This window comes from uncultured Sphingomonas sp., from assembly GCF_964235535.1.
Classification (GTDB): domain Bacteria; phylum Pseudomonadota; class Alphaproteobacteria; order Sphingomonadales; family Sphingomonadaceae; genus Sphingomonas.
Genome location: NZ_CAXSBH010000007.1, coordinates 47,799 through 64,398, shown reverse-complemented (window position 1 = coordinate 64,398; position 16,600 = coordinate 47,799). Strand labels below are relative to the sequence as shown.

Genomic DNA, 16,600 nt, shown 5'->3' with positions numbered 1-16,600 from the left:
TTAGTCCCCCGTCAGGATGCGGTCCACCAGCTGCTTGACCGTCGGCACGAAACCGTTCGAGTAGAACGGGTCGCGCCTGAAGTTCGAGGCGGAGTGCCCGGCGAACATCAGGTTGCGGTCGGTATCGCCGCCATGCGCGATGTCTTGCAACGTCTTCTGGATGCAGAAGGAACGCGGGTCGGCAAGGCGGCCGGTCGAGTTGGTCTCCGTATCGGCCCAGCTGGAAAAGGAGCATTGCGACAGGCAGCCCATGCAGTCGGCCTGATCCTTGCGGATGTCCGTCTTTTCGGTCGGCGTGACATAGACGAGCGTGTTGTCGGGCGTCTTGAGCGCGTCGGTAAAGCCTTGGCCGAACCATTCGCGCGCGCGAAGCAGGTCGCCGCGCGTGACCCAGAAATTCTTGCCCTTCACCCCGACATCGAGCTGGAAGACGTGGTCGCCCGCTTCCTGCGTCGAAAAGGCGATCTGGCGTTCCGACCGCGCTTCCAGGAAACGGAGGAAAGGATTGCGGACCGCCGACGAATAGAAGCCGGTCGGCGAAAAACGGTGGAGCGAGATGTCGCCGTGGTCGATGCCGAGCAGCTTGTCCTTCCAACCGTCCGGGATCGGGCTCTCCCGCGTCAGTAGCGGGCGGGTGCCGTATTGGAACGCGATGGCGCCCAGTTCGGGATTGTCGATCCAATGATCCCAGTCGCGCAGGTACCAGACGCCGCCCGCCATGATGATGGGGGTGGTGTCGGGGATGCCGCCCTCACGCATGGTGTCGCGCAATGCTTTGACGCGGGGGTACGGGTCCTCGGGCTTGAGCGGATCCTCGGCGTTGGACAGTCCGTTATGACCGCCGGCCAGCCAGGGATCCTCATAGACCACCCCGGCGAGCCACTCCGCCGCCTTCGAATAAGCCCGCTTCCACAGCGCGCGGAACGCCCGGCCCGAGCTCACGATGGGGAGATAATGGACTTGGTAAGAGGCGGCGATCTCCGACAGCTTGTACGGCATCCCCGCGCCGCAGGTGACGCCCGCCACCAGGCCGCGCGTGCGCTCCAGCACGCCGTGGAGCACGCGTTGCGCCCCGCCCATCTCCCACAGCACGTTGATGTTGATGGCGCCGCGACCGCCGGCGATGTCCCAGGCGCGCCGCACCTGCTCGACCGCGCCGTCGATCGCATATTCGACCAGCTCCTCATGCCGCTCACGCCGGGTCAGCGCACGGTAGATCTGGGGAACGATCTTGCCGTCGGGATCGTAGCTGTCGGCATTGACCGCCGATACCGTACCCACGCCGCCCGCCGCCGCCCAGGCGCCCGCGGAGGCGTGATTGGTCGCCGCCACGCCTTTGCCGCCCTCGATCAACGGCCAGACCTCGCGGCCGTTGTAGGTGATTGGGGTCAGGCCTTTGAACACGGACGGATCTGAACCTTTCGGACGGAGCTACGCGCCATATACCGGAAGGTTGCGGACGCGGTAGTCCCGTCCATGACACACGTTAACCTAGCACGCCGGGCCTGCACATCGCGCCCTCATAGAGATCGGTGTAGCGGCGGATCATCAGCGACTCGTCATATTCCGCGTGCGCGCGGGCCTGGTTCGCCGCGCCGACGCGGGCGCGCAGATCCGGATCGTCCAGCAGTCTCTGGAGCGCATCGCGGAGCGGCACTTCGTGGACGTGCGACGCGACGAGCGCCGTGTTCTCGGGCGACAGCATCGCCGGCACGTCGCCGACGGGCACGCTGGCGACGGGAAGTCCGGCCGCCATCGCCTCGACGACCGAGATGGGGAATTGCTCGGAACGCGACGACAAAGCGAGCAGGTCGAACAGGCCGATGAAGCGGTACGGGCGGTCGAGGAAGCCGGGCATCACGAGCCGGTCGGCGATGCCCATCGCCTCGGCGGCTTGGGCGATGGCGTCGCGCTCGGGACCATCGCCGACGATGACGAGGCGGAACCGGCCCGACAGGCCTCCGCAGGCGCGCACGAGGAGCGGCAGGTCCTTGACCGCACGCAGGCCGGCGAGCGCGCCGATCACCACTTCGCGCTCGTTCCGGACGAAGCCGGGGATCGCCCTGGGGTCGGGCCGCCCGGCATAGAGGGCGGTGGGGACGCCGTTGACGATATGATGGACGCGCGCGCGGGGCTGCTTCCAGGTTTCGGTGGCGATCCGGTCGAGCGCGCGGCTGGGCACGACGAGCGCGTGGGAGGCGGGGAGCGCGAGGCGACGATACATGTTCCGTTCGACCTTCAGGCCGGTCGTTTCGTCCTCGTTGAAGCCGTCCTCGTGATGGATGACGGGGGGCATGCCCTTGCGGAACACCCGCCGCGCCATGACCCCGTCGATCGCGCCCCAATTATAAGTCAGCACCAGGTCGAAGCGCCGCATGTAATCGGCGATGGCCTCGTAGCGCGCGACCGACGGCTTGCCCGTCAGCGGCGGCGGATCCTGCGCGATCTCGTACTGCACGCCCTTGGCGATGGCCGCGCGCGCGCCGAGCGCGGCGGGGACGCCCGACACGATCGTGTGCCGCGCGCGGTCGCCCCACACGTTCATAAGCCGGACGGCGCGCGCCTCCTTGCCGCCGAGATTAAAGGCGGAATGGAGGTGGAGGATATGCGGCACAGGCATGGCGCGGCGGTCAGTACATCGCGACGCGGTGGTTTCCCAGCCGCTCCGCCTCCACCTCGTCATGCGTGACGAGGAGCATCGGCAGCGCGGTCTCGTCGCGTAGACGCTCCAGCGCGCGCGTCACCTCCTCGGCGCGCGCGGCGTCGAGCGAGCCGAGGGGCTCGTCAAGGAGCAGGAAGGCGGGATCGCTGAGCAGCGCCCGGCCGATCGCTACCCGGCGCGCCTCGCCGCCCGACAGCGTACGCGGCCAGCGGTCGAGCAGGTGAGCGATGTCGAGCATGCGGGCGGTGTCGGCGAGCTTGGCCGCATCCGCCGCACCGTACAGGAGGTTGGCGCGGACGCGTTTGTGCGGAAATAGTCGCGCCTCCTGGAACACATAACCCGCGCGGCGGCGCTCGGGGGACAGGTCCACGCCGGCGTTGCGGTCGTAAAGCAGCTCGCCGGACACGCGCGCATGACCCTTGTCGGGGCGCAGCAACCCGGCGATCATTTGGAGGACGCTGGTCTTTCCGACGCCCGATCGGCCGAACAATACGGTGACGCCGGGTCCGGTCGCGAACGCCACGCCGATGCGGCGATCGCCGCGCGTCAGCTGGACCGCGACGTCGAAGCCCACGGACGGGCCCAGCCGCCCGACGTCAAAGGACATGCACGCCCCTGCCCGCCCGCCGTGCCAACACCTCCGAAGCGATCAGCGCAATGAGGGCGAGCGCGACCGAGATCGCCGCCAGCCGCCAGACGACGGCGTCGCCGCCGGGCCGCTGGAGCGCGGCGTAGATGGCGAGCGGCAGCGTCTCGGTCTCGCCGGGTACCGACGAGACGAAGGTGATCGTCGCGCCGAACTCGCCGATCGCGCGTGCGAAGCCGAGCACGGCCGCCGCGAGGACGCCCGGCAGGCTGAGCGGCAGCGTGATCGTGGCGAACGTACGCGCCCGGCCCGCGCCGAGCGTGCGGGCGGCCTGCTCAAGCCGACGATCGACCGCCTCGATCGACAGGCGGATCGCGCGCACCATCAGGGGCAGCGCCATGACACCGGCCGCGATCGCCGCGCCGGTCCAGCGGAACAGGACGCTTGTCCCCAGCCAGTCCTGCAACAGTCGGCCGAGCGGGCCGGTGGGGGCAAATGTCAGTAGGAGCACCCAGCCGGTGACGACGGGCGGCACGACGAGCGGCAGGTGGATGACGGCGTCGAGCAGCAACTTGCCCGGCAGGCGCAACCGGGCGAGGACGAGCGCGAGCGCAAAGGCGAGCGGGAGCGTGACAGCCACCGCGACGCCGCCGACCAGCAGGGTCAGCCGCACGATCTCCCACTCTTCGAGCGAGATCACGGGCGCGTGAAGCCGTGGCGCGCGAAGATCGCCTGACCGCCGGGCGACAGCAGGAATCGGCGGAAGCCCTCGGCGTCGGCGTTTCGCGATGCGCGGAGGCGCGCGACGGGGTAGCGGATGGGCGGGTGACTCGCCGCAGGAAATACGCCCGCGACGCGGACGGCTTGCGAGGCGCGCGCGTCGGTCGCGTAGACGATGCCGTATGGCGCGACGCCGCGCTCGACGAGCGCCAACGCGGCGCGGACATTCTCAGCGCGCACCACCCTGCCCCGCACCGCGTCCCACGCGCCGAGCCGTTCGAGCGCCGCGCGGCCGTAGCGGCCGGCAGGCACGGCGGTGGGGTCGGCCATGGCGAGCGGCCCGGCCGCCAGCGCGCGGGCGAGCGTGGGGATCGTCAGCCGGACGGGGTTCGCGCGCGGCGCGACGACGATCAGCCGGTTCCCCGCCAGCACGGCGCGGGTGCCCGGCGCGAGGAGCCCAACGCTGGCGAGGTCGTCCATCCACTCCTCGTCGGCTGAAATGAAGAGGTCGGCGGGCGCCCCCGCGCGGACCTGGCGGGCGAGCGCGGAGGAGGCGGCGAAAGAGAGCACGGGCCGCGGATGGCCACGTCCGGCCCAAGCGGCGGCGGCATCGGTCAGGACTTCCTGGAGGCTGGCGGCGGCGAGTACGGTTGCACCGCGGGGCTGAGCCTGGGCCGGTGTTGTGAGGAGTAACAGGAGGTAGAGCAGGTACTTAAGCATGTTTCCACTCCGACGGGCGTGACTCTTCTTAGCCCTCTCCCGCTTTCGCGGGAGAGGGAAAGACGTGCGTAGCACGGCGAGGGTGAGGGCCGGACCTTCCCGGGCGAGGTCCGCCCCTCACCCTGGCGCTTACGCGCCTGTCCCTCTCCCGCCAAAGCGGGAGAGGGTTAAGGATAGCGGAACACCGGCGTCCGCTCGCTGTTCTCCTCTAATGATTGGCGTCCTTTCGAACATCTCCGACCCGAAAATCGCCACACGCGATGCATTCAACCAAGCGGTCGAAGGCTTCGCGCCCGACCGGCCCGTGCTGGTGGTCAGCCATTTCGACGCCGATGGGCTGTCTGCGGCGACTATCCTCGCGCGGGGGCTGCGCGACCGTGGACACACGGTCGACATCCGGATCACGGGCAAGGGGGAGAGCCCCTGGGATGACGACTTCCGGGCCGAGTTGGCCGCGCGCGACCCCGGCGGGCTGATCGTCGCCGATCTGGGCACGCGCGCGGAGCCGGTGCTGCCGGGCTGCCCGACGGTGGTGATCGACCATCACGTGCCGACCGGCGTCCCCGAGGGGGCGACGGTGATCAGCGGCAATGGGCTCACGCCCGAGCCGACGTCGGCGCTGCTCGCCTACTGGGCGCTGGGCTCCCCGGACGGCCTCGGCTGGCTCGCCGCGCTCGGGCTGATCGGCGACATGGCCCCGGAGGACGCGTTTCCGGAGCTCGCCGCAGCGCAGGCGCGCTACGGCAAGACCGCGCTGAAGATGGCGACCTCGCTCGTCAACGCGCCCCGGCGGACGGCGGCGGCTGACGCCTCGCCTGCGCTGGCGCTGCTGATGCGGGGCAACGGCCCCAAGGTGGTGAGCAAGGAGCCGAGCGCCGAGCGCGAGTTGCTGCTCGCGGCCAAGGCGGAGGTCGCGGCGGCGATGGACGCCGCCAAGCGCGTGCCCCCGCGCGTGGTGGGCGACGTGGCGCTGATCCGCTTCCACGCGGGCCAGCAGATCCATCCGCTGATCGCGCAACAATGGCGCGGACGGTTGGCGGACAAGATCGTGCTCGCCGCCAATACCGGCTACCGTGAGGGTTGGGTTCATTTCGCCGCCCGCTCGGCGACGGGGCGCGACCTGGTCGCGTTCCTCGCCGAACACCGGCCCGCGGGCGCGGACTCGCGCTACGGCTCCGGCCACAAACAGGCGACCGGCGGCGCGCTGCGCCATGACGACTGGAACGCGTTCGTGTCCGGTCTCGGCTTCCCCGAACAACAGGTACCCGCATGACCGACAAGACGCGTCCCCTACGCCTCGGTTTCCCCGTCAAGGTGATGGGGCGACCCGACCTGAAGACGCAGGACACGCGGCGGTGGCAGAAGGACCCGCACCTGAAATGCTCGCTGGAATTGCTGCATCCGGTGCTCGACTATCTGCGCAAGAACGACCTCGACATGTACCGGATGTCGTCGGACATCGCGCCCTACGCGACGCATCCGGACATGCCGCAGTTCCACGGCATGGTGGCCGAGAGCGACGCGGAGCTGCGCGCGTTCGGGGCCAAGGCGCGCGAATATGACATCCGGCTGTCCTTCCACCCGTCGCAATACGTGCTGCTCAACTCGCCCGATCCCGAGCTGACGCGCAAGTCGATCTGGGACCTGTCGAGCCAGGCGGAGATGCTCGACCGGATGGGTCTCAACGACGAGGCGGTGATGGTGACGCATGTCGGCGGAGTGTATGACGACCGCGAGGCGTCGCGCGCGCGGTGGATCGCGGGCTACGAAGCGTGCCCCGATCACGTGCGCCGCCGGCTGGTGCTTGAGAATGACGATATCCGCTTTTCGGCCAGCGACGTGCTCTGGATCCAGGAGCGCACGGGCGTTCGGCTGATCTTCGACTATCAGCACCATTGGTGCCTGAACCCCGAACGGCTCGACATGCGCCAGGCGCTGGAGCGGTTCGTGGCGAGCTGGCCCGACGGATGCCGGCCCAAGATCCACTTCTCCAGCCCACGCACCGAGATGCGCGAGCTGAAGCAGAAGATCACGCCCAAGCAGCGCGAAGCCGCAAAGGCGGGCAAGCCCAAACCGAAGAAGGGCGAGCTGTTGAAGGCGCCCGTCAAGGCGACCGCGCGGATCAAGACGGTGCTGCGACCGCCGATCTGGACGGGCCATTCCGACTTCACCAACCCGTTCGAGTTCGCGACCTTCATGCGGATGGCCGACGGCCTCACGTTCGACGTGATGATGGAGGGCAAGTCCAAGGACCTGTCGCTGCTCCGCTTGCGCCCCGACCTGCTCCGCTTCGCCCCCGACGTGGCGGCGCGGTTCGGGATCACCGACGAGGATGCGGGGCGGTTGGCGGCGGACGAGGCCCGGCTGGAACAGGGCGTCGCCGCCGAGGACGAGCCGGACGTCGACGAGGGAATGGCACTGGCGGCGGAGTAATAAAACGTCAAACCCTCTCCCGCTTTCGCGGGAGAGGGACAGGCGCGAAGCGCCAGGGTGAGGGCCGGACCTCGCCAGGAGAAGCCCGTCCCTCACCCTCGCCGCGCTACGCGCGCCTGTCCCTCTCCCGCGAAAGCGGGAGAAGGCTATTTAGAAAAACCGCGCCAGCGTGAACTCGAAGCGGCTGCGGGTGGTGTCGTAGAAGCGGAGCGACGAGTTGATGCGCGTATAGTTGAACACCAGCTGCGGCGAGAAGCCGAGCACCCGGATCTTGCGGTAGCCGAGCGTGGCGCGCGCGACGACGCGCCAGTCCCGGCGGGCATCCAGATCGAAGATCTCTAGCGGCGCGTCGTACACCGCGCGCGACACGCCCAGGCTTGCGCCGAAATTGACGCCGTAGCGCAGCTCGCCGCCGACCCCGACATTCCCGCCGGCCTCCGTGTTCGAGAACGGCTCCTCGCGCAGCGCGTCGCGTCGGACGAACGGCCCGACCGACGCGACGATCGTGGGCGTGACCGCGCGCTCGTAGGTGCCGTACAAGCCGCCCTGCCAACCGTCATAGCTCCGGTCGAACAGCGCGCGGCTGTGGCGGACATCGAGCTGGAAACCGAAACGGTCCTTGGCGTTCGCGACAGTCTGGCCGCCGAAGCGCGCGCCGAACTGGCGGCTGACCGCGTCGCCGCCGAACCACCGGTGCGCCGCCACGCCCTGGAGCGATATGCTGGTCGCGGGCGAGAAGCGGTATTCCGCGCCGGCCGCGCCCTGGACGATGTGATCGTCGAACTGCGAGCGCCGGTACTCGGTGCCGATCGCGTCGAACTCGGCTAGCGCGGAAACGCGCTTGCTCACGGGGAGGCGGAGCCCCGCCGACAGCTGGCCGACCACGCCGACGCCCGACCGTGCCTTCGCTTCCTCATTCAGATCGACCGGGATTTCGGCATCGCCGAGCAGGATCGTCACCGACTGGGCCGACGTCGCATTGTTTATGTTGGTGTCGGGCGCGATCCCGAGATTGACGTCGAGCCGCCATGTACGCGAACTGCGGATCGTATCGCGCACCGTACGGATCGTGCGCGCGATCTCCTGCGGCAGTTCGGTGTCCTGCGCGGCGAGGCTGAACTGGCGGTCGGCGCTCGCCGTCCTGCCCTGCTGAAGGAGGACGCGGCCAAGCTCGAGCCGCACGCGCGTCTGGCGGGGATCCTCCGCCAGGATCGCGCGGTACCGTTCCGCCGCGCCTTCGAGGTCGCCCGTCTTGGACGCGATATAGCCGAGCAGGAAACGGGTCTGCAGCTTGAAACCGGGCGCGAGTTCGAGCGCCTGGAGCAACGGCTTTGCCTGAGCGTACTGTCCCCGCGCGACGAGCCGGTCGGCGGCGGCGAGCAATTGCGTCGGCGTAAGCGTAATCCGGCAATCGGTGCCGACGCAACGGGTGGCAGGTGCCGGGGGCGGCTGTTCCGCCGTGGTCTGGACCGCCACGGCAGGGGCGGCGAGCGTCGTCGCCGCAGCGAACGCCGCCAACCGAATCATCATCCTACCCCGCCGCCCCGATCCGTAATTCCAGGCCTTACTTCTTGGCTCCGGCGAACGCGCCCAGAATGTCGAAACGGCGGTCGGAGACCCCGCCCACGATGCGGAAATTGCCGCCGATGTTCTTGGCATCCGGGCCGTAGAAGGTGCCGTCGATCGAGCTCGCGCCCGCGACGCTGTTAGCGCCGTTCACGCGGGTGAAGTCGATCGGCACGACCTGCGAGCCCGTCTTGAACTCGGCCGATGCGAAGGTGCCGGTGAAGACCGAGCCCGCCCTGGCCCAGCCGGCCGATCCCACCGCGGTGAAGACCGAGCCCGCGGGGATGGCGAGCGCGTTGCTGTTGACGGCCATGTTCTTGGAGAAAACCGGACTGACGAGACCCGTGAGCGACAGTCCGACCGTGCGCTTGGCGAAGTCGACATCCACCCCGCTCGTCCCGTTGATCCATTGCAGTATGGAGGCGCTGCCGTCCTGACGACCGACCATGGTGGCCAGGAACTCGCCCTCGAAGCGGCCCACACCCCTGGTCGGAACCTGCAGCGTCGGCGTCTTGGCGCCGAACACCATCACGCCCTGCTCCGAGGTGAACTCGCCGCTATCCGGATTCAGAAAGCTGCGCTCGAAGCCGGCAAGCGACACGAAGTCGCCGGTGGCGGTAGGCCGCTCATAGAAGAAGGTGAACTGGGCGTCGCCGTCGAGCGCCTGGAGATAGTTGAAGCCGGCGAGCAGCGGGACCTGATACTCGCCGCGACGCGCCTGATCGACCTCCGACCGGTGCGCGGGATCCTGAAAGCTCACATTTCGGGTGACGTTCGCGGCGGTGTCCGCGAGCGCGACGGTGAAGATCCCGTCGCGGGGGTTGTAGGTGATCGTGCCGGTAGGCACCGCGACGGTGCTGGCGTTGCCCTGGTAAAGCGTCCTGCCTTCCTCGTCGACATTGAGCGACTGTGCCGCGCCGACCGCGTCGAACACGGCGGTGGCGGACACATCGAACAAATTCGATTGGCCGGTCGGGCCAAGCGTGGGGGTCGGGGTGGGTGTCGGCGTCGAGGTGCCCGGAGTCGGTGTCGGGGTCGGCGTGTTGCCCGGCGTCGGTGTCGGTGTCGCGCCGGCGGGCGGCGCGGCCGTGCCCGCCGACAGGACGGAGCCGGAGCCCGAACCGCCCGAACCGCCGCCGCAGGCCGCGAGCGACAGGAACGGCAACGTCAGAAAAGCATGGATCGCGCGCATATGGAGGCCCCTATTTCCCCGTTTGGTCATGCGGCGGGGGTAGGAGAAAAGGGTTAAGGGCCTCTGAAGCGGGTCGCGCTCAGTCCACCAATTCCCCCAACACCTCTTCGACCCGGGCGACGCGGGCGCGCTCGTCGTCGATGCGCTCGGCCAGCAACCAGCGGCCGTTCTTCTCGGCGAGGCCGCCTACCTCCGGCAACGCCTGCTTGCCTTTGGGGGTCAAAGCGATGGCCGCAGGGCCTGCGTCGATTCTTTCCACCTCCGCGGCCCGGGCCAAGAGGCGGAGGCGGGTTAACTGAAGGAGGGCGCGGGCGGGGTCGGGCGCCGCGCCGAACCGGTCCTCCAGCTCGGCCTCGAACGCGTCGAGCGTGGGCGTGTCGGCGATACGCGCAAGGCGGCCATAGAGCGACAGCCGAACGTCGATCTCCGGGATCCAATCGTCGGGCAGGCGCCCGGCCAGCCCGAGATTGAGCTGCGGGGTCCACTGGTCCACAGCCTGACCACGCGCTGCGCGCAACGCGTGCCCGAGCAGATGCTGGTACAGGTCGATGCCGATCAGCTTCATGTGACCCGCCTGCTCCTCGCCCAGCAGATCGCCCGCGCCGCGCAGGTCGAGGTCGCGCGCGGCGATCGCGAAGCCCGCGCCCAGGCGGTCGAACGCCTCCAGCGTGCGCAGGCGCTTCAGGGTGGCGTCGGCGATCGTCTGGCCTTCCTCCGTCAGAAGCAGGATCTGCCCGCGCCGTCCGCCGCGTCCGACGCGCCCGCGCAGCTGATGAAGCTGCGACAGGCCGAAACGATCGGCGTGCGTCACGATCATGGTGTTGGCGCGCGGCACGTCCAGCCCCGCCTCGATGATGTTGGTCGCGAGCAGCACGTCGCCGCCATGACCGCCGATGCCCGCCGCGAAGCCGACCATCGCCTCGTCGATCTCGGCGGCGGGGAGCTTGCCGTGCGCGGTCACGACCTTCAGTTCGGGGACAAGCTTCGTCAGGCTCGCGGCGACGCCGGCCATGTCCTCGATGCGGGGGACCACCACGAAGCTCTGCCCGCTCCTTCCCTTCTCGCGGAGCAGCGTGGCGCGAACGAGGGCGTCGTTCCAGGTCTCGACGGCGGTGCGGATCGGCTGGCGGCGCGCGGGCGGGGTAGCGATGACCGACACCGATTGCAGTCCGACCATGGCCGCCTGGAGCGTGCGGGGGATCGGCGTGGCGCTGAGCGACAGGACGTGCCCCGCCCCCAACGCGGCGAGCTTGGCCTTGTCGGCCGCGCCGAAGCGCTGCTCCTCGTCGATCACGACAAGCGCGAGATCCTGGTATTCCACGCCTTTGCCCGCGACCGCGCCGGTGCCGACCACGACCTTTATGCTGCCGTCCGCCAGCCCGGCGACGACGCGCTTTTTGTCGGCGGGAGTGCTCAGGCGAGAAAGCCCGGCGACCTCGATCCCCGTACCCTCGAAACGGCGCGTGAAGGTCTCGATATGCTGGCGGACGAGGACGGTCGTGGGCGCGGTGACCGCAACCTGCCGGCCCGTGAGCGCGACAAGCGCTGCGGCGCGGAGCGCGACTTCCGTCTTACCGTAGCCGACATCGCCGACCACCAAGCGATCCATCGGCTTGCCGCTCGCCAGGTCCGTGCGGACCGCCGAGATGGCGCGGGCCTGGTCCGCCGTTTCGGTAAAGGGAAAGCCCGCCGCGAACCGCTCATATGCGGCGGCGTCGGGAGCGATCGGATCGGTGGTGCGCGCGTCGCGCTCGGCGGCGAGCGCGGCCAGCCCGCGCGCGGACTCGGCGATGGCCCGGTCGATCGCGCCGCGCCGCTTCTGCCAGCTGCCGCCGTCGAGCGTGTCGAGCGTCACCTGGTCGGCATCCGCGCCGTAACGCCAGATGCGGTCGGCCTCGCCCACCGCGACGAGGCGGCGGGCGTCCTTGGCGTAGCGCAGCACGATCGCATCGCCGCCCTCCACGCCGTTCTCGCCGGGGAGGGTGGCGACGCCTTCGACCGCGCCGATGCCGAATTCCTCATGGACGATCACGTCGCCCACGCGGAGCTCGCCAGTGTCGGCGGCGAGCGGGTCGATGCCGGCCGTCGCGTGATCGTCGGCCCGCGCCCGGCCGCCGAGCAGGTCGCCGCCGGCGATGACGGAAACGCCGGCAAGGTTGAAGCCGCGGTCGATGGGGGCGTGGAGGGAAAGCGCCGCGCCGACCGGGGCGGCGACGGCCTCCGCCCAGCTTTCGACCGGTCGCAGGTCGAGCTTGGTGCGCTGGATGAGGAAGCGGAGGTCGCGCGAGCTGCCGGCGAGGAGCAGGCGGCCCTCCGCCACCGCCTCGCGCGCGAAGCGGGCGAAGGCGCGGGCGGGGTTATTCCCCTCGATGAAGCGCGGGGGCGCGTCGCCTTCCGGGGTGTCCAGGTTGATGCGTTCGCGTGTGTCGATCTCCGCCCGCCAGTCATCGGCCTTGACCAGCAGGGTCTCCGCGCGACCGCCATGGCGGAGCGCGTCGGTCGCAAGCGCGAGAAAGCGGTCGCGGCGGCGATCGGCCTCGGGATCGAGCACGACGGCGGCGCCCGGCAGATGGGCAAGGAGCGATACTCCGCCTGCCGCCTGTGGCTCACTGGCGCGGCCGATTTCCACGTGGTCAAGGATTTCGCCGCCGAGCTGAGTGACGGGATCGTAGCGCTTGATCGCGGAGACCTGGCCGTCCTCGACCTCGATGCGCACGGGAAGCGCGCTGTCGACGGGAAAGATGTCGACCACTTGGCCGCGCACCGCGACCTCGCCGGGTTCATCGACGCGGTCGTCTTCGTGGTAGCCGATGCCGACGGCAAGCTCGGCAAATCCGTCCAGCTGCAGGTTATCGCCGACCGCAAAGGAGGGCGGAGTGGCCTTGAACGCCTCCGGCGCGGCGTAGCGCAGGACGCTGGCTTCGGCGGTGGTGATCAGCGCGACGCGCGCGCCATCGTCCTCCGCCAACCGCGCGCCGCGCAGCGCCGCGACGCGGGCGCCGATGTTGGCGGGCGAGGCAGGCGCATCCTCGCCGGGTAAAGCGTCCGACGAAGGCAGATGCAGGACGCGGGCATGCGGCGCAAAGGCGGCGAGGATCGCGGCGACGGCAGCGGCGCGGCCCTCGTCGGCGGCGATGAAGAGCAGGTCGCGGCTGGCGAGTTCGGTGGCGAGAAAGGCGGACAGAGGCGCAGGGGCAATCGGTGCGGGCAAGGTGTTTCCAATGGCAGAACACGAAGGCGGCGATCAGCGATGCCTACGCTCGCCTGCAGCCATCCCGACTATGATTGGGAGACGCCGATGGTTCCCTCACCGTCAAAGACGGACGGCCTACAGGACGATCCGATCGACGCTTGCGAGTTGACGGCCGCATCGTACAGCCCGTCCCAATATGCGTTGGCCGAGACGCTTCCGAACCGTTCCGCCACCGTCGTACGCGCCGCCACCCTCATCTGGCGGTAAGCGGCGGGATCGTCCATCGCAGCGACGATACGCGCCAGGGTGTCCCGGGCGAGTCGCTCCACTTCGTCGGTGAACAACCGTTCGAATGCGGGCGCACCGCGATCGGACCCGTCCGACCCGACCCATTCGCCTAGCGCGTTCGTATCTAGGGAGAGCAGATGACCGTTGCGGCCGTCGTCGATAAACTCGCCGAGCGCGCCCTGGTCGGTGGCGATCACCGGGCAGTAGGCCTGCATCGCCTCGATGGCGCTGTAGCCGAACGTATCGCCGAAAGTGGTGAGCAGCGCGAAATGCGAGCGTTCGAACAGCGACAGCGTCTCCTTGTTGGAGAGTTATTCGATCCAGCGGATCGACGGATGCTTCAACCGATCGCGCCAAGTATCGAAGAAGCCGTCGCGGAGTGGATCGGTCCAGATCCCGCCGCCCATTTCGAGCTTCGAGACGATCGTTATCTCGAGCGGTACCCCGGCCGCGGCGGCCAGTTCCGCAAGCCTGACCGCCACGCAACCGCCTTTGCGCGCAAAGTGCGCTCCGACGAAGGTCACACGTATGGTTGGTGCGTCCGCGAGATCATCGCAATGGTCGGTAAACTCTCCGAGATCGACGTTCGGATAACGTGTCTGAAGCTTGGACGCTATCGCGTCGTACTCGGCCGATCCGGCATGCGCTGCGCGGAACACCTTTTCGGCGTAGTGCGAGATGGCGACGATCCCGCGACAGCGTCTGCTGGCGAGAGAGCGTCGTAGCGCCGCATAATAGCTGGTCGATTCAAGACAGAAGGCGCGTGGCAGATGCGACTCGAAGCCGATCACGTATGGTGTCGTGCCGATCGGCATCCGATTGAATGCGTGGATCAGATCGAAACGCTTCGGAGGGCAAGGATTGAAGAATGTGACGCCTTCAATCCGCCAATTAATGCGGTTGAGCGGTGCGAAGCTGCGGTTCGAGATGTCGTGTCGGCTCGCGCGGGGACCGTTGAACCGCCACGGATAGCGCGTCGAAGCTTACGTGGAGGCTGTTGATCCCACAATGAGACATGGGGGCGGGCACCCTCATCGTTTCTCGGCCGCACGGTTTCGCATGCCGAGCGCGCGTATTCAGGCATGGCGCGGTGCGGGAGCGCGCGCGAGTGCACCGAGAAAGCGGTCCCGCCACCAGAACACGTCTTCGCGGCGGATATTCTCGATGAGCCCGCGCCAGCGGCGGGTGCGTTCTTCGCGCGGCATCGACAGCGCGTGCGCGATCGCGTCGGCGACCTCGTCGGCGCTGTACGGGTTGACGAGCAGCGCGTCGGTCAGCTGCGCCGCCGCGCCCGCGAAGATCGACAGGATCAGCACGCCGGGGTCGTCCGGATCCTGCGCCGCGACATACTCCTTGGCGACTAGGTTCATGCCGTCGCGCAGCGGCGTGACGAGCGCGACGCGCGCGGCGCGGTAGATGCCCGCCAGCTCCTCGCGCGGATATCCCTTGTTGACGTAGCGGATCGGCACCCAATCGATGTCGGCGTGCTCGCCGTTGATGCGGCCCGACAGTCCGTCGAGCTCGGCGCGGATCGCGCGGTAGGTATCGACCTTCTCGCGGCTGGGCGGCGCGATCTGGAGCATGAGCACCAACCCCTGCAGGTCGGGGTAGCGGAGGAGAAAGCGTTCGTAGCTCGCGAATCGCTCGGGCAGGCCCTTCGAATAGTCGAGCCGGTCGACCCCGACGATGATGGAGCGCCCCGTCGCGCTCATATGCAGGCGATCCCGCGCGAAGCAGGCGCACTCGCTGCGCGCGGCGGTCTCGAACTCGTTCGCGTCGATGCCGATCGGCGCGACGATTGCGCGGATGGTGCGCTCGCCCAACGTCACCGCGCCGTCCTTCCCCACCGCCGCGCCGAGATGACGATCGGCGTAATGGAGGAACGCGTCGAGCCAGTCCCGCGTCTGGAAGCCGACCACGTCGTACTCGAACAGGCTGCGCACCAACGGCTCGTGGCTGGGAAGCGACATCAGGATCTGCGACGGCGGCCATGGGATATGGAGAAAGAAGCCGAGGCGATTCGTCACCCCCAACCGGCGCAGCTCGCGGCCGAGCGGGATCAGGTGGTAGTCGTGCACCCAGAGCGGATCGCCGGCGCCGATCAGCGGGCGCACGGTCGTCGCGAAACGCTGGTTGACGCGGAGATACCCACCTTCGAAATCGCGCTCGAACCGGGTCAGGTCGATACGGTCGTGGAACAGCGGCCACAGGCTGCGGTTGGCGTAGCCGTTATAATATTCGTCCACGTCCTGCGGTTCGAGATCGACGGTCGCGATCGCGACGTCGTCCGCCTGCTCCAGGTCGATCGCACCGGTAAAGGTCTCCACCGTCTCGCCCGACCAGCCGAACCAGACGCCGCCCTCCTTGCGCAGCGCCCCGTGTAACGCGACCGCGAGCCCGCCCTGATTGCGCGCGGTCGGCCCCCGCAAGCTTTGGACGCGGTTGGAGATGACGACGAGGCGGCTCACCGGGCGCGGTCCAGCGCATGCGTCAGCCAGCGTCGTACGGCCGCGACGTCGGCAAGCGAGTGGGCCGCCTGCGTCTCCCGGGGCTCGCCCACCAGCACCCCCGCCCCGTCGAGCGCGGCGGCGGCGGCGAATCCGTCCTCGTCGGTCACGTCGTCGCCGAACATGAGCGGCGCGAAGCCCGCAGTCGCCGCGAGCCGCGTGACCGCCCTGCCCTTGTCGCCGTCCGCGCGCACCTCCGCCATCATCTTGCCGTGCTGGAGGATGAGCCCGTGCTCGGCGGCGAGCGCGCGCGCCGCAGCGACCGCGTCGGCCTCGTGCCACGGCGCGAGGCGGTAATGGAGCGCCACGCCGAGCGTCTTGGGCTCGACCACGACGCCGGGACGGCTCGCGGCGAAGGCGTGCATCCGGGCGGCCACGATATTCAGAGTGGGCGGTGGCGTAACCGTACCGCACCCGTCCTCCCCCCGGCCCGCGTCCGCGATCTCGGCGCCGTGGCTGCCGGCGAGCGCGATCCCGTCCGCGGCATCGCCCAGCATCGCGCGGAGCTGCGCGACCGACCGCCCGCTGACGATCGCCACGCGGCCGGGCAACGCGCCCGCGAGCCGGGCGAGGAGCGCGCGGAGTTCGGGGTCGACGTTAACCGCGTCGGGCCGATCGACGAGGTTGACCAGCGTACCGTCGAAATCGAGGACGAGGTAGGCGGAGGCGAAAAGGTCGAGCGGGGGCGCGGCGGGACGCAGGTCGGTTGCGGGCATCGCGGTGAGAACCTGCT

14 protein-coding genes are annotated in these 16,600 nt (G+C 69.2%); 2 read left to right on the top strand and 12 right to left on the bottom strand.

The genetic code is table 11. From position 1 onward, the window contains the following. From ACFE7F_RS04065 to modA, 5 genes are all read right to left on the bottom strand, one after another. Positions 1 to 1,404, bottom strand: a complete 1,404-nt coding sequence (locus tag ACFE7F_RS04065) for an NAD(P)H-dependent flavin oxidoreductase (protein WP_375402558.1) — start codon at positions 1,402 to 1,404, stop codon at positions 1 to 3. 82 nt (positions 1,405 to 1,486) lie between these two features. Further along, on the bottom strand, positions 1,487 to 2,620 hold the full coding sequence (locus ACFE7F_RS04060) for a glycosyltransferase (protein WP_375402557.1): 1,134 nt from the start codon (positions 2,618 to 2,620) through the stop codon (positions 1,487 to 1,489). 10 nt (positions 2,621 to 2,630) lie between these two features. After that, entirely contained in the window at positions 2,631 to 3,236 is a 606-nt protein-coding gene (locus ACFE7F_RS04055; RefSeq protein WP_375402582.1) for an ATP-binding cassette domain-containing protein, read from the bottom strand. A gap of 22 nt (positions 3,237 to 3,258) precedes the next feature. Further along, entirely contained in the window at positions 3,259 to 3,948 is a 690-nt protein-coding gene (modB, locus tag ACFE7F_RS04050) for a molybdate ABC transporter permease subunit (protein ID WP_375402556.1), read from the bottom strand. Then, a complete protein-coding gene (modA, locus tag ACFE7F_RS04045; RefSeq protein ID WP_375402555.1) occupies positions 3,945 to 4,688 on the bottom strand; it encodes a molybdate ABC transporter substrate-binding protein in 744 nt (247 codons plus the stop codon). The genes modB and modA overlap by 4 nt, the downstream gene beginning before the upstream one ends. 211 nt (positions 4,689 to 4,899) lie before the next feature. Between modA and ACFE7F_RS04040 the strand changes: the two genes are divergently transcribed. Further along, positions 4,900 to 5,961: a phosphoesterase gene (locus tag ACFE7F_RS04040; protein ID WP_375402554.1), complete on the top strand. Its 1,062-nt coding sequence runs from the start codon at positions 4,900 to 4,902 to the stop codon at positions 5,959 to 5,961. Beyond that, positions 5,958 to 7,121, top strand: a complete 1,164-nt coding sequence (uvsE, locus tag ACFE7F_RS04035) for a UV DNA damage repair endonuclease UvsE (protein WP_375402553.1) — start codon at positions 5,958 to 5,960, stop codon at positions 7,119 to 7,121. The genes ACFE7F_RS04040 and uvsE overlap by 4 nt, the downstream gene beginning before the upstream one ends. Before the next feature lie 150 nt (positions 7,122 to 7,271). On the opposite strand, the gene ACFE7F_RS04030 is transcribed toward uvsE, so the two are convergent. From ACFE7F_RS04030 to otsB, 7 genes are all read right to left on the bottom strand, one after another. Further along, complete coding sequence (locus ACFE7F_RS04030; RefSeq protein WP_375402552.1) at positions 7,272 to 8,639, bottom strand: surface lipoprotein assembly modifier; 1,368 nt, start codon at positions 8,637 to 8,639, stop codon at positions 7,272 to 7,274. Positions 8,640 to 8,685: 46 nt separating this feature from the next. Beyond that, complete coding sequence (locus ACFE7F_RS04025) at positions 8,686 to 9,879, bottom strand: transferrin-binding protein-like solute binding protein (protein WP_375402551.1); 1,194 nt, start codon at positions 9,877 to 9,879, stop codon at positions 8,686 to 8,688. 79 nt (positions 9,880 to 9,958) lie between these two features. Continuing rightward, positions 9,959 to 13,090 (bottom strand): TRCF domain-containing protein, encoded by a 3,132-nt coding sequence (locus ACFE7F_RS04020; protein ID WP_375402550.1) that lies wholly within the window; start codon positions 13,088 to 13,090, stop codon positions 9,959 to 9,961. 68 nt (positions 13,091 to 13,158) lie between these two features. Beyond that, positions 13,159 to 13,653 carry a glycosyltransferase gene (locus ACFE7F_RS04015; RefSeq protein WP_375402581.1) on the bottom strand — a complete coding sequence of 165 codons (495 nt, stop codon included), beginning with the start codon at positions 13,651 to 13,653 and terminating at the stop codon, positions 13,159 to 13,161. A gap of 18 nt (positions 13,654 to 13,671) precedes the next feature. Beyond that, positions 13,672 to 14,175 (bottom strand): hypothetical protein, encoded by a 504-nt coding sequence (locus tag ACFE7F_RS04010; protein ID WP_375402549.1) that lies wholly within the window; start codon positions 14,173 to 14,175, stop codon positions 13,672 to 13,674. 261 nt (positions 14,176 to 14,436) lie between these two features. Next, on the bottom strand, positions 14,437 to 15,828 hold the full coding sequence (locus ACFE7F_RS04005) for a trehalose-6-phosphate synthase (protein ID WP_375402548.1): 1,392 nt from the start codon (positions 15,826 to 15,828) through the stop codon (positions 14,437 to 14,439). Further along, a complete protein-coding gene (otsB, locus tag ACFE7F_RS04000; RefSeq protein ID WP_375402547.1) occupies positions 15,825 to 16,583 on the bottom strand; it encodes a trehalose-phosphatase in 759 nt (252 codons plus the stop codon). The genes ACFE7F_RS04005 and otsB overlap by 4 nt, the downstream gene beginning before the upstream one ends. Positions 16,584 to 16,600: the final 17 nt, after the last annotated feature.

Bases quoted from the DNA above. Each gene is read 5' to 3' on its own strand.
- otsB (WP_375402547.1), bottom strand. From the start codon at position 16,583: ATGCCCGCAACCGACCTGCGTCCCGCCGCGCCCCCGCTCGACCTTTTC.
- uvsE (WP_375402553.1), top strand. From the start codon at position 5,958: ATGACCGACAAGACGCGTCCCCTACGCCTCGGTTTCCCCGTCAAGGTG.
- ACFE7F_RS04060 (WP_375402557.1), bottom strand. From the start codon at position 2,620: ATGCCTGTGCCGCATATCCTCCACCTCCATTCCGCCTTTAATCTCGGC.
- ACFE7F_RS04025 (WP_375402551.1), bottom strand. From the start codon at position 9,879: ATGCGCGCGATCCATGCTTTTCTGACGTTGCCGTTCCTGTCGCTCGCG.
- ACFE7F_RS04040 (WP_375402554.1), top strand. From the start codon at position 4,900: ATGATTGGCGTCCTTTCGAACATCTCCGACCCGAAAATCGCCACACGC.
- modA (WP_375402555.1), bottom strand. From the start codon at position 4,688: ATGCTTAAGTACCTGCTCTACCTCCTGTTACTCCTCACAACACCGGCC.
- ACFE7F_RS04010 (WP_375402549.1), bottom strand. From the start codon at position 14,175: ATGCCGATCGGCACGACACCATACGTGATCGGCTTCGAGTCGCATCTG.